Annotated in this window: 11 protein-coding genes and 1 pseudogene; 1 reads left to right on the forward strand and 11 read right to left on the reverse strand. The window is 64.7% G+C overall.

Annotated elements, in window-relative coordinates:
* Window positions 1–640: 640 nt before the first annotated feature.
* The 3 genes and pseudogenes from AC0L3C_RS05655 to AC0L3C_RS05665 form a co-directional block, all read right to left on the reverse strand.
* Window positions 641–853 carry a hypothetical protein gene (locus AC0L3C_RS05655; protein ID WP_473260079.1) on the reverse strand — a complete coding sequence of 71 codons (213 nt, stop codon included), beginning with the start codon at window positions 851–853 and terminating at the stop codon, window positions 641–643.
* 149 nt (window positions 854–1002) lie between these two features.
* Window positions 1003–1179 carry a hypothetical protein gene (locus AC0L3C_RS05660; protein WP_007590638.1) on the reverse strand — a complete coding sequence of 59 codons (177 nt, stop codon included), beginning with the start codon at window positions 1177–1179 and terminating at the stop codon, window positions 1003–1005.
* Between the two features lie 105 nt (window positions 1180–1284).
* A pseudogene (locus tag AC0L3C_RS05665) lies at window positions 1285–3022 on the reverse strand (adenylate/guanylate cyclase domain-containing protein).
* Between the two features lie 322 nt (window positions 3023–3344).
* Between AC0L3C_RS05665 and AC0L3C_RS05670 the strand changes: the two are divergent.
* Window positions 3345–5534, forward strand: coding sequence for a lytic transglycosylase domain-containing protein (locus AC0L3C_RS05670; protein WP_473407392.1), 2190 nt, complete (start codon window positions 3345–3347; stop codon window positions 5532–5534).
* Window positions 5535–5631: 97 nt separating this feature from the next.
* On the opposite strand, the gene AC0L3C_RS05675 is transcribed toward AC0L3C_RS05670, so the two are convergent.
* The 8 genes from AC0L3C_RS05675 to AC0L3C_RS05710 form a co-directional block, all read right to left on the reverse strand.
* A complete protein-coding gene (locus AC0L3C_RS05675) occupies window positions 5632–6600 on the reverse strand; it encodes a tripartite tricarboxylate transporter substrate binding protein BugD (RefSeq protein WP_473407393.1) in 969 nt (322 codons plus the stop codon).
* Between the two features lie 87 nt (window positions 6601–6687).
* Window positions 6688–7929 (reverse strand): threonine synthase, encoded by a 1242-nt coding sequence (locus tag AC0L3C_RS05680; RefSeq protein ID WP_473260071.1) that lies wholly within the window; start codon window positions 7927–7929, stop codon window positions 6688–6690.
* Window positions 7930–8120: 191 nt separating this feature from the next.
* Window positions 8121–9539 carry a dihydrolipoyl dehydrogenase gene (gene lpdA, locus AC0L3C_RS05685; RefSeq protein WP_473407394.1) on the reverse strand — a complete coding sequence of 473 codons (1419 nt, stop codon included), beginning with the start codon at window positions 9537–9539 and terminating at the stop codon, window positions 8121–8123.
* A gap of 17 nt (window positions 9540–9556) precedes the next feature.
* Window positions 9557–9784, reverse strand: coding sequence for a hypothetical protein (locus AC0L3C_RS05690; RefSeq protein ID WP_473407395.1), 228 nt, complete (start codon window positions 9782–9784; stop codon window positions 9557–9559).
* Window positions 9785–9804: 20 nt separating this feature from the next.
* On the reverse strand, window positions 9805–11148 hold the full coding sequence (locus AC0L3C_RS05695) for a pyruvate dehydrogenase complex dihydrolipoamide acetyltransferase (RefSeq protein ID WP_473407396.1): 1344 nt from the start codon (window positions 11146–11148) through the stop codon (window positions 9805–9807).
* 60 nt (window positions 11149–11208) lie between these two features.
* The gene (locus tag AC0L3C_RS05700) at window positions 11209–11661 is read right to left on the reverse strand and encodes a nucleoside deaminase (protein WP_007590624.1); all 453 of its coding nucleotides are present in this window, start codon (window positions 11659–11661) and stop codon (window positions 11209–11211) included.
* A gap of 2 nt (window positions 11662–11663) precedes the next feature.
* Window positions 11664–11966 (reverse strand): DUF5076 domain-containing protein, encoded by a 303-nt coding sequence (locus AC0L3C_RS05705; protein WP_007590623.1) that lies wholly within the window; start codon window positions 11964–11966, stop codon window positions 11664–11666.
* Between the two features lie 3 nt (window positions 11967–11969).
* On the reverse strand, window positions 11970–13358 hold the full coding sequence (locus AC0L3C_RS05710; protein ID WP_473282805.1) for a pyruvate dehydrogenase complex E1 component subunit beta: 1389 nt from the start codon (window positions 13356–13358) through the stop codon (window positions 11970–11972).
* Window positions 13359–13383 lie beyond the last annotated feature (25 nt).

Consider the following 13383-nt stretch of genomic DNA (forward strand, 5'->3'; position numbering starts at 1 on the left):
ACGCTGCCGCGTCCATCGCAAGCCCGGCTCGCAATCAAGACGACAACGAGATCGCCCCTCAAGGATGAGCCGGGATGAGCGACACATACGCCGTTTCCGAATTTCGGTAAAGTGGAATATTTTTGCGTGAGCGGATTGACACGGGCGCATCGAGAAATGGTCAGATGTTTTGCCCGACGGACAACCGCGACAGCTTCGTGGCGCCTGGCGGTTCGGATTCGTCGAGACGGCCCCGACGGTGCGTCGCCTCTTGTCCTTAAACGGGCGGGCTACGCTCGCCCTCTTGCGCGCTGGGCTTGAGCCCAAGCCGCGGTGACGTCGCGCGGCGGGACGTCGACGCGCCGGATCGGCGTCAACTCGCCGGAGGCGGAGATGATCGCAGTCTCCTCGCGACGGCAACGCGGGCACACGAAGCGGACCTCGTTAGGTGAAGCCGACCAGCTCGAACGTTTTACATTGGCCGCCATCGGCCAGGCTGCGCAGTGAGAGCATGACACCAGGAACCGACCGGGATCGAGCATACCCATTCCAAAGGACTCCGCGTCCTGCCATCCCCTTCAATGATTAATCCATGTGAATCGTTCCGGTGCCAAAACACCGCCAAAGAAACCGTCAGGCCCAAACCATGAGGCGGAGCGGCTCAGCGGGCGCCCTTGAGCGTGCAGGACGTGGTGCAGGTGACCGTGTTGCCGTGGTCGCACGCCTTGCAGGCGGCAACGCACTGGTTCATGTCGCGGGGATTGAAGGAGGTGTAGTTCCGCATCGCGCAGACCGGGGTCGAGCCTGTGATGTCCTGCTCCGGGTTGCAGGCTGCCGTCATGAGTCCAAACACGATGACCGCAAGGAGGCGCATGGGATCGCCCTGTGAGGCACGACAAAACAATCTCGCGAGGCGCCGCCGCACCGCAACAAGCCCGGCATTCCCACAGCGGAGAAGCCCAGCAAACGTCCCCGCATCTGCATTGAGGATGCGCGCCAAGTGTTAAGAACGGATTGCCGGCGTCAGGCCGCAGCTTTGCTCGCGATGGCCTGGCGCATGTCCACAGCCAATTGGCGGTACTGCTCCGAAAGCTTCAGATAAAACTCGCGCTTGGTGCTGTCGGTGGCGAGCCTGGCGATCAGCTCGCATTCGGCGGTGAGCGTCTCGAACCGTTCGAGCCTGTTCTCAAGTTCTGTCATCGGCGTGTCCCCGTCAAACGCCTCAAGGACACCAAACCTAAGCCCGGGAAATAGGTCACGGCGAACATCGTTATCGAGTAGAATCAATTTTTCCCGCGCCGCCAGCTATTTCTGCTCCAACCGCCAGGCGCCGTCCCAGCCCTCGTCCGGCGGATTGGCTTCGAACCGCGCGATACGGGCAAGCAGCGCGCGCGAGGGGCCGTCGGCGGGGACGGCTTCGAGTGCCGCGTTGAAGGCGGCACGGGCTTCGTCGAAGCGGCGGGCGCGATAGGCGGCGAGGCCTCCGGCGTAGTGCGAACGCAGGCCCTCATGCGCGGCAGTGAGCACGCCTGCCCGGCCCATCACCTCGAAGATCGCTTGCGGCGCGCTCTGGCCGGCGACCGCGAGACGGTCGACCTCGCGCAATTCGAGGTGCGAGCCGATCGCGTCCGCCGTCGCCTGCGAGATCAGAATACGGGTGCCATAGGTCTTGTTGACGGCCTCCAGCCGCGAGGCGAGATTCACCGCATCGCCCATCACGGTGAAGCTCATCATCAGCTCGGAGCCAATGCTCCCGGTGAGGACCTCTCCGGTCGCGATGCCGATGCGCAGATCGCAAAGCCCCGGCATGGCGCGGATGCCGAGGAGATCCGGCAATTGCTTCTGCAGCGCGGGCACCTGATCGGCCATGTCGATGGCGGCAAGCCCTGCGAGCAGCGCCGGCTCGTCCTCCTCGATGAAGGGCGGGCCCCAATAGGCCATGATGGCGTCGCCGATATATTTTGTCGATGATGCCGCGGTTGCTCCTGATCGGACCGGACATCATCGTGAAATAACGGTTCATCACCCTGACCAGGCCGCGCGGGGTCATGCCCTCGCTCATCGCGGTGAAGCCGCTCATGTCGCAGAACATGATGGTCATCACTCGGCGCTGGCCGTCGATGGCGACCTCGGGCCGGTCGATCAGGCCTTGTACTACCTTGGGATCGATGTAGCGACCGAACGTCTCGCGGACGCGCTCGTTGTGCCTGAGCTGTTCGGTCATGCGGTTGAAGGCTGCAGCCAGCTCGCCGATCTCGTCCTGGGTGGAGACGGTGATGGTCTTGTCGAAGCGGCCGGCCTCGACCTCGCGGGTGCCGGCGAGCAGCAGCCGCACCGGGCGGGTAATGCCGCTGGACACCAGGAGCGCAAAGGCAAATCCGAGCACCGCTGCCAGCAAGGTCACGACTCCCGACACGATAATCGCCTGGTATTGCCGACAGATCACCTGCGACGTCGAGAAGAAGACCTGCGTCAGCATGTCGCCGCGGATCGCGTCGACCTTCCGGTTGAACGCATCGCGCAGCGAGTCGAGCTGTTCCAGCGTGCCGCGGGCCTCGGACATGTCCTTGGTCTCGATCTGCTTGAGCAGTTTCGTATTGCCCTCGTCCAGATTGCGCCGCAGCTCGGTGACAGCGCTCTCGATTCGAACGTCGAGCCGTGCCAGTGCGGCGTTGTCGGAAGGGGTCCTGGGGTCGTCGATGATGGCGTTGATGAGCTTGCGCGCGGTCTCGGCCTCCTCCTCGAACTTGCGGTCCAATGCCTCGAAGTCGCGAAGCCGCGCCGCGTAGGCCTCCTCGTCCGACGCCGATCCCATCCTGGTCATGACCATTCGCCGCAGCGCCAGCGCCCGCTCCAGCGAGCGGATATTGGCGCGGGCGAGATGGCTATAGGCCGGAATGTAGCGGTTGGTCAGTTCGTCGAGGAGGACGCCGACCTGGCTCGACATCACCATCGACAGGATCGAGGTGACCAGCATCAGGACGATCAATCCGAGGGCGATGCCGACGATTTTGCGCCGGATCGACTGGTTGAAAAGCGGCATGGGTGTGAGGCAATGGGCTGCAGGAACGGCTATGGACCCCAATACACCGTATCTGGACCAGGGAACACGCACAATCAGGCCGCTGTGGCGCCAAGGAGCCGCCCGCAACCACCGCGCGAGCCTGAATGGTTAACAGAGGTTAAGAGCCCCCTCTATCCGCCGTTGCACAAGTTCCCTCGCTCCATCCGTATTTCGCCGCATTGTTGGAACAGCTTGAGGATGCGAAACGACGTCGTGTCACCGTTTTTGACGCCGTTTTGATTCTCGAGCCGCATACCGTCGCGGACTTTGGTTTGTACTGGTTTCGCAGGGGGACCACGGAATGAACCAGTGCCTACGCTCGCTCGCGTGTGTCGTTGCCGTGGCCGCTTTGGCCTTCATCCCTACCGAGCTGGCAGCGAAGAGCAGTCACAAATCGTCCGCGCCGAAGAAGTCGCATGAGGCGAAAACCGGCAAGCAGCGCCACGCCTCCGCCGGCAAGGCTCGACCCGGCAAGCATGCTGAGGCCAAGCGCAAGTCGAAGGAGCAGGACGACGCGCCCTCGGACAAGCCGGCAGCCCCGCCGCTGACCGGCGATCTCGCCGCGCTGAAGGATGCCATCGATCTCGCGCGGAAGGGCAAGACCGAGGATGCGAGCGCGGCGCGCGACCGCATTGCCGACCCGGCGGGGCAGAAGCTCGCCGACTGGTTCATGCTGCGCCATTCCGAAAGCACGGCGAATTTCAAGCGCTACGCCGCCTTCCTCGCCGCCAATCCGGACTGGCCGAGCAGCGCGCTGCTCCGCCGCCGCGCCGAGGCGCGGCTGTGGCAGGAGAAGGCCGACGCGGCGACCGTGCACAAATTCACGATGGACCGGCCGACCAGCGCCAAGGGCAAGTTCGCGCTCGCCCGCGTGCTGATGACCGAGGGCGATAGCGACAGGGCCGCGCGTCTGGTGCGCGATGCCTGGCGCACCGACGAATTGTCCGAGCGCAGCGAGGAAGATTCCTACGAAGCGTTTCGCGATCTCCTGACCACCGAGGATCATCGTGCCCGCATGGACAAGCGCCTCGGCGCCAAGGACTACGCAGGTGCGCGGCGCGCAGCCAAGCGGCTCGGCGAGGATGCGCTCGCGATCGTCAAGGCCTGCGCCGCCGTCACCGGCAAGGCCGGCAAGGCCAAGGATTATCTCGAGGACGTCTCGGCCGAGGCGCGCCGCGACCTCGGCTATGTGCTGTGCCGCGCGCAATGGCATCTCCAGAATGACCGCATCGACGACGCGGCCGAGGTGATCCTGGCCGCCGCGCCCGATACGATGGCGGCGCAAGACACCGACGCCTGGTGGCGCGAGCGCCGCCTGCTCGCGCGAAAGCTGCTCGACCAGGGCAAGTTCAAAACCGCCTATGATGTGGTGCGCTCGGCGGCCGTGCCCGCGATGGAAGTCTATCGCGTCGACTATCACTTCATGTGCGGCTGGATCGCGCTGCGCTATCTCGATGATCCCAAGGCGGCGATGACGCACTTCGCCGCGATCGACGAAGGCTCGGCCAACCCGATCGCGCTGTCGCGCGCGCATTATTGGCGCGGTCGCGCGGCGGAGGCGATGAACGCAACCGCCGATGCGCGCCTGAGCTATCAGGCCGCGGCGCGCTATCCGACCGCCTATTACGGCCAGCTCGCCCGCGCCAGGCTCGGCCTCGACCGCATCGAGCTGCGCGCGCCCTCGCCCGTGCTGGCAGCAGCCGACACGCCGCCCGCGGACGACCGCGTGCGCGCCGCCGACATGCTCTACGGCGTCGGTGAGCGCGACATGGTGTTTTACTACGCCGAGGATTTCGCCAAGGAGAGCACCGACGTGGCGGCACTCGAAGCGCTCGGCGAGCTCGCCGGCCGGCGCAATGATGCGCGCGTGATGCTGGAGGTCGGCAAGTCGGCGCTGGCGCGCGGGCTCGCACTCGATCACTACGCCTTCCCGACCATCGGCATCCCTGAACACAAGCAGGTCGCGCCTGCAATCGACCCCAGCGTGATCTATTCGGTGGCGCGCACCGAAAGCTCGTTCGACCAGCGCGACAAGTCGGCCGCCAACGCGGTCGGTCTGATGCAGGTGACGCCGGAAGCCGGCCGCGACACCGCAAAGCGCTTCGGCCTGACCTATGATTGGGACAAGATGGTCTCCGATCCCGTCTACAACACGCAGATGGGCGCGGCCGAGCTCAGCGCGCTGATGTCGGAATACCGCGGCAACCAGATCATGACCTTCGCCGGCTACAATGCCGGCCGTGGCCGCGTGCGCGAATGGGTGCAGGCGCGCGGCGACCCCAGGGATCCCAAGGTCGATCCGGTCGATTGGGTCGAGCGCATCCCGCTGTCGGAGACGCGCAACTACGTCCAGCGCGTGATCGAGAACGTTCTGGTCTACCGCGCCCGGTTCGAGGGCAGCGGCATGATCGCCGGCAAGAGCGACCAGCGCGTGGTGACGAAGGACGCGGCGGCCGTGGCGACGCCGGTGGGCTATACGGGAACGGAATAGCCGCAGCTTCGTAGGGTGGATTAGCGAAGCGTAATCCACCAGCCTTTTCGCCGCAAAGAGGTGGATTACGCTTCTCTAATCCACCTACCAGAACGCCTCAATCCACCTTGATGTTGGCCGCCTTGATCATCGGCCACCACTTTGCGATCTCCGCCTTCTGGCGCGCGCCGAGGGCCTCGGGCGTGAGCTGATCCTGCGGCGTCATCTCCAGCCCCTGGCTTTCGAGCTGCTTCTTCACGCCGGGATCGTTCAGCGCTTCCACGGCTGCGGCATTGAGTTTGGCGACGATCGCCTTCGGCGTGCCCTTCGGCACCCACATGCCGGACCACAGCGTCATGTTGAAACCCTTCAGGCCCGCCTCCTCCGCCGTCGGGATGTCGGGCGCCGACGACAGGCGCTTGTCGTCGGTGATGGCGTAAGCGCGAATGGTGCCGGCGCGGACCTGGTTGATGGAGTTCGACGTCTGGTCGACGATGACATCGATCTGGCCGGCGATGAGATCGTTCAGGGCGGGCGCGGTGCCGCGATACGGCACGTATTGCAGCTTGATGCCGCTGACGCTCTCGAAATAGACCCCGGCGATGTGGCTGCCGGAACCCGCGCCGGCGGTGCCGGCGGTCGGCGGTGATGGCCGCGACTTCAGCCAGTCCAGCAACTCCTTCAGCGAGGTTGCGGGCACCGCGTTCTTGCTGACGACGATCATCGGATTGCTCGGCAGCAGCACCACCGGCTCGAGATCCGCGACCAGGTCGTAATTGAGCTTGTAGACCGCGCCGTTGGCGACGTGGGTGCCGAGATGGCCGAACGAGATCGTGTAGCCGTCGGGGGCCGAATGCAGGGCACGGCCGACGCCAATCGAGCCGCCCGCGCCAGTGACGTTCTCGATCACCAGCGGCTGGCCGAGCGCCGTGCGCATCCGCTCGGCAAGCACCCGTGCCATCGCATCGGACGGACCGCCGGCGGCGAAGGGCACGATGATGGTGATGGGACGTGACGGATAATCGTCGGCGCGCGCGGCGCCTGCAACAGCGAGAATAGCAAACAGCGCAGCCCAGGCGGCCTTCATTGTTGTCTCCCCAGCAATGTCATTGTTATTCTTGTCCCTTCCCGCGTACGGGAAGAGGGATCGTTCGTGAAGAGACGAAATGCCGCGTTAGAACTGCGAATAGTCGATCGGCTTGTGGCGATCGAGCGTGCGGTTGACCGGCGGCAGCGGGTATTTCAGGCCGGTGGCGCAGTTGAACAGCATCACGCGGTCGGTCGTGCTGACGCGGCCGTCGGCGAGGCTGTCCTTATAGGCGGCGTAGGTTGCAGCACCTTCGGGGCAGAGCAACAATCCCTCCTCGCGCGCGACCTCGTTCAGCGCCGACGAGATCTTGTCATCGTCGACCGCGATGGCAAAGCCCTTGCTCTCGCGGACAGCGCGCAAAATGAGAAAGTCGCCGATCGCCTGCGGCACGCGGATGCCTGACGCGATGGTGTGGGCATCTTCCCAGCGCGTGGCATGCTCGGTGCCGGCTTCATAGGCACGCACCATCGGCGCGCAGCCGGAGGCCTGCACCGCAACCATGCGCGGGCGCTTCGAGCCGATGAAGCCGATCTTCTCGAGCTCGTCGAAGGCCTTCCACATGCCAATCAGGCCGGTGCCGCCGCCGGTCGGATAGAAGATCACGTCGGGCACGTCCCAGCCGAGCTGCTCGGCGAGTTCGAGCCCCATCGTCTTCTTGCCTTCGATCCGGTACGGCTCCTTCAAGGTCGAGGTGTCGAACCAGCCGACTTTCGCCTTGCCCTCGCCGACGATCTTGCCGCAATCGTCGATATAGCCGTTGACGCGGTAGACGGTCGCGCCCTGAAGCTCGATCTCGCTGACGTTCACCTCGGGCGTATCGGCCGGGCAGAAGATCGTGGTCTTGATGCCGCAGGAGGTCGCATAGGCCGCGAGCGCCGCACCGGCATTGCCGTTGGTCGGCATCGCCATGTGCTTGATGCCGAGCGCCTTGCCCATCGACACCGCCATCACGAGGCCGCGCGCCTTGAACGAGCCGGTCGGCAGCCGCCCCTCGTCCTTGACGATGATCTCGCCGCCGCCGAGCTTCTTGCCGAGCTTGGGCAGCCGGATCAGCGGCGTCGTGACCTCGCCGAGCGAGACAATGTCCTGGCATTTGCGCACCGGCAGCAGCTCGCGGTAGCGCCACATGTCGGCGGGGCGCTGCGCAAGCGCGTCCCTGGTCAGCGCCTTCTTCACGCCGGCGAGGTCGTAGCGCACGAGGAGCGGCTTGCCGGCCTTGGAGAGGTTGTGGACCTGGTCGGCTGCATAATGATCGCCTTCCATCGCGCATTCGAGATGGGTGACGAAGCTCGGGCGTTCGATGGTGAGGTTGTCGTTGTCTTGCATGGGGTGGTTTCCTTCTTGTTCTGGTGTTCTCAATGTCTATCCCGTCACCCCTGCGCAACGGTGAAGCCGTTGTCGCTGGAGGTGCCGGAGCGAAGCGGAGGCCTCGAAGGGCGACGAGCCCGGCTGCTGTATCTCGGCCGTGCATCCTTCGAGGCTCGCTGCGCTCGCACCTCAGGATGACGGGTCTGATGTCAAATATTCAGTACCCGTCCATACGCATCCAGCACGGCTTCCTTCATCATCTCCGACAGGGTCGGATGCGGGAACACGGTGTGCATCAGCTCTTCTTCCGTGGTCTCCAGGTTCATGGCGACGACGTAGCCCTGGATCAGCTCGGTGACCTCGGCGCCGACCATGTGGGCGCCGAGCAGCTGACCGGTCTTCTTGTCGAAGATGACCTTGACCAGGCCCTGGTCCTCGCCGAGCGCGATCGCCTTGCCGTTGCCGACGAAGGGGAAGCGGCCAACGCGGATCTCGCGGCCATTCTCCTTGGCCTTGGCTTCGGTCAGGCCGACCGAGGCGACCTGCGGGTTGCAATAGGTGCAGCCGGGGATCATCAGCTTGTCCATGGGGTGCGGATGCAGGCCCTTGATGGCCTCGACGCAGATCACGCCCTCATGCTCGGCCTTGTGGGCCAGCATCGGGGGACCCGCGACGTCACCGATGGCATAGATGCCGGGAACGTTGGTCTTGCCGTAGCCGTCGATCACGATGCAGCCGCGCTCGGTTTTGACGCCGAGCTTTTCGAGACCGAGGTTCTCGATGTTTCCGACGACGCCGACGGCAGAGATCACGCGCTCGAACTCGGCGGTCTGCTTCGCCTTGCCGTCATCGAGCGTCGCGACCACGCTGTCGCTCTTCTTCTCCAGCTTCGTCACGCCCGTGTTGGTGAGGATCTTGATGCCCTGCTTCTCGAGGCGCTTGCGGGCAAGCCCGGCAATCTCCGCATCCTCGACCGGCAGGATCTGCGGCAGCACCTCTACCACCGTGACGTCGGAGCCCATCGTCTTGAAGAAGGATGCGAACTCGATCCCGATCGCGCCCGAGCCCATCACCAGCAGCGATTTCGGCATCCGCTCCGGCACCATCGCCTCGAAGTAGGTCCAGATCAGCTTCTTGTCGGGCTCGAGTCCCGGCAGCACGCGCGGCCGTGCGCCGGTCGCGACGATGATGTGCTTGGCCTGATAAGCCCCCTCGCCGAGCGCACCTTTGGGGCCCTCGACGTCGGACTTCTTCACCGTGACCTTGCCGGGCGCGTCGATCGAGGCCGCGCCCCAGATCACGCTGACCTTGTTCTTCTTCATCAGGAAGCCGACGCCGTCATTCAGCCGCTTCGAGACGCCGCGCGAGCGCTGCACCACGGCTTTCGGATCGAACGAGACGTTATCGGCCGACAGGCCGTAATCCTTGGCGTGCTGCATGTAGTGGTAGATCTCGGCCGAGCGCAGCAGCGCCTTGGTCGGGATGCAGCCCCAGTTCAGGCAGATGCCGCCGAGATAGGATTTCTCGACGATCGCGACCTTGAAGCCGAGCTGGGCGGCCCGGATCGCGGTGACATAGCCACCCGGACCGGAGCCGATGATGATGACGTCGAAGGATGTATCGGCCATGGCGGCTCCCGTTCAACTCAAGTGGCGCCGCGGACGCGGCGCCTGGAAATCAAAACCCTGACCAGCCATTCGAGCAGGATCGCGCCGGCCATGATAGCCAGCGCGATCACAATGACCGCCTGGCCGATGCTCCGTGCCAGCTGCTCGCCGGCAAAGAACGCGGAATGCAGAATATCGAGCCCGACCGGATTGAGTGCAACCACAGCCGAGAGCAACAAGGAGATCCAGGGCCAACGCGTTCGCATTCACCCTGCGCCTCCCCGGGCTACACCATCATCATGACGGGGTTTTCGATCAGCTGCTTGAAGGCGCCGATCAGCTCCGCGCCGAGCGCGCCGTCGATGGCACGGTGATCGCAGGACAGGGTCACGCTCATCATGTTCGCGATCTCGATCTTGCCGCCGCGGACCACAGGCCGCTCCTCGCTGGTGCCGACTGCGAGGATGGTGGCATGCGGCGGATTGATCACGGCGGTGAAGTGGCTGATGCCGAACATGCCGAGGTTGGAGACCGCCGTCGTGCCGCCCTGGTACTCTTCGGGCTTCAGCTTGCGCGAACGCGCGCGGGTCGCAAAATCCTTCATCTCGTTGGAGATGGTCGACAGGGTCTTGCTCTCCGCCTTCCGGATGATCGGCGTGATCAGGCCGCCGGGCATCGCCACCGCAACGCCGACGTCGGAATGGTGGTGCTTGACCATGCCGCTTTCGGTCCAGCTCACATTGCAATTCGGAATTTTCTGCAACGCGACCGCCATCGCCTTGATGACGAAATCGTTGACCGAGATCTTGTAGAGCGGCTTCTTCTCCTTGTCCTTGGGAGCAGCCGCATTGATCTCCTCGCGCGCGGCGAGCAGCTTGCCGATGTCGCAGTCGATGGTGAGGTAGAAGTGCGGGACGTTCTGAATCGACGCGGTCAAACGTTGGGCAATGGTGCGGCGCATCCCATCATGCGGGACGACCTCGTAAGAGCCCGGTTCGAACAGCGACAGAATCTGCTTGTCCGACATGGTCGGCGCGGTCGAGGGCGCGCCTGACGGCGCCGCCGCGGGTGCCTTCAGGCCCTTGCCGGACTTCGCCTGCTCGACGTCGCGTGCCACCACACGGCCATGTGGGCCGGTGCCGGTCACCATCGCAACATCGACGCCGGCTTCCTTGGCGAGCCGGCGCGCCAGTGGTGAGGAGAACACGCGGCCGGCATGGCCGTTGCTCTGCGCAGCCGGCGCTGCGGCCAGCGGTGCAGGTGCGGTGGCGGGCGCCGGCGCAGCCTTGGTGGCTGCCGGCGCGGGCGCCGGTGCGGCAGCTTCAGCAGCTTTCGGAGGTGCGGCCGAAGCGCTCGGCTTGGCGGCACCTGCCGCCTTCACGTCCTCCCCCTCGCCGGCCAGCACCGCGATCACGTCATTGACCGGGACGTCCTGCGTGCCCTCTGGCACGAGGATCCTGGCGATCGTGCCCTCGTCGATGGCCTCGACCTCCATGGTCGCCTTGTCGGTCTCGATCTCGGCGATGACGTCGCCGGATTTGACCTTGTCGCCTTCCTTCTTCAGCCACTTGGCGAGGTTGCCCTTCTCCATCGTCGGCGAAAGAGCGGGCATCAGGATGTTGATGGGCATGCTGACCTCAAGAAGAACTTTGCAAAAATCCGTCTCCGGACCGAAGACAGACAGACCAGGTTAGTTGCCGATGTCGCCCTGCCACAGGCGCTCATTGGCAGGGATGGAACGCCAGTTCTTCATCATGGTGATGGAGCGGTCGTCCGCAAGATCGATCCAGGGGATGCCGAACTTGTCGAGGATGTCCTTGGAGCCCTCGAAAGTGACGGACTCTCCGATCACCACGAGCTTGACCTTGAACAGCGCGAGCGCACCGGCACACATCGCGCATGGCGACAGCGTGGTGTACATGACGGTATCGTGGAACGAAATCGCACCCGCCTCGCGCAGGCAACTCATCTCGCCGTGCAGGATCGGGTTGTTCTCCTGCACGCGGTTGTTGTGGCCGCGGGCGATCACCTTGTTGTCGCGGGTCAGCACGGCGCCGATCGGCAGACCGCCTTGCGCGATCGAGGCTTCCGCCTCGCGGATCGCCTCCAGCATAAAATCGAAATGATAGGATTCGATCGCCACGGTCAGTGCCCCTTCCCGCGCGGCGTCGTGGTGCCGGTGTCGGTGGGTCGCTCGATCTCGGCCTGGAACATCTCGATGATCCGGTTCAGCGCGTCCTCCTCGGTGTATTCGCTCTCGCGCGCATAGGCGCGCGCGGCGTGACGCGCGAGATCGACGAGCAGCAGGCCCCACATGTCCGGCTCGTCGAAGGCCCGCTGGAATGCCATCGACAGCCCGCCGTCCAGCACGAACACGCGCAGGATCTCGACCGCATCATCGCGGACGAGGACGTCGGGTGGTAATGGCTGCTCCTTCGGACCCGCCATGGTCTACCTGTAGCAGACGGCTTTGGCCGCCTCGACAACTTCGGCAGCCGAAGGCAGCGCGAGCTTTTCCAGGTTCGCGGCATAGGGCATCGGCACGTCCTTGCCGGAGACGCGGGTTACAGGCGCATCCAGATAGTCGAAGGCATGCTCCATGATCCGCGCGGCGATCTCGGCGCCGACGCCGCTCTGGGCCCAGCCCTCTTCCACTGTGACGGCGCGGCCGGTCTTCTTGACCGAGTTGATGATCGTCTCGGTGTCCATCGGGCGCAGCGTGCGCAGATCGATCACTTCGGCCTCGATGCCGTCCTTGGCGAGTTCGGCGGCGGCCTTCAGCGCGTAGCTCATGCCGTTCGACCATGAGATGATCGTGACATGGCTGCCCGAGCGCACGATGCGCGCCTTGCCGATCGGAATCACGAAATCGTCGAGCTTCGGCACCTCGCCGGTGTGACCGTAGAGCATCTCGTTCTCAAGGAAGATCACCGGATTGGGATCGCGGATCGCAGCCTTGAGCAGGCCCTTGTAATCAGCGGCCGAGAACGGCGCGACGACCTTGAGGCCCGGAACGTTCGAATACCAGGACGAATAATCCTGGCTGTGCTGGGCGGCCACGCGGGAAGCGGCGCCGTTGGGCCCGCGGAACACGATCGAGCAGCCCATCTGGCCGCCGGACATGTAGAGCGTCTTGGCCGCGGAGTTGATGATCTGGTCGATTGCCTGCATGGCGAAGTTGAAGGTCATGAACTCGACGATCGGCTTCAACCCGCTCATCGCGGCGCCGACGCCGATGCCGGCAAAGCCGTGCTCGGTGATCGGCGTGTCGATGACGCGCTTGGCGCCGAATTCCTGAAGCAGGCCTTGCGTCACCTTGTAGGCGCCTTGGTATTCGGCGACTTCTTCGCCCATCACGAAGACGTCGGCGTCGCGGCGCATCTCTTCGGCCATGGCATCGCGGAGGGCTTCGCGGATGGTCTGCGTCACCATCTCGGTGCCGGCGGGCACTTCCGGATCGGGCTCTGCGACGACCTGCGGCGCCGGCGCAGCCTTGGGAGCTGGAGCCTCGGCCTTCGCGGCGGCGGGGGCGGCGGACTCAGCAGCCTTCTGCTGCTGGGCAGGCGCGGGCGCCTTGGCGAGATCGGCGGCACTCTCGCCATCGGCCAGAATCGTCGCGATCGGCGTGTTCACGGCCACGTCGGCGGTGCCCTCGGGGATCAGGATCTTGCCGAGCGTACCTTCATCGGTCGCCTCGACTTCCATGGTCGCCTTGTCGGTCTCGATCTCGGCGATGACGTCGCCGGACTTGATCGTCTCACCCTCTTTTTTCAGCCATTTGGAGAGGTTGCCCTTCTCCATCGTGGGCGACAACGCGGGCATCAGCACTTGAATTGGCATATCGACTCCAAAAGAAAGCTTGCGC

This window comes from Bradyrhizobium sp. WSM4872, from assembly GCF_055811715.1.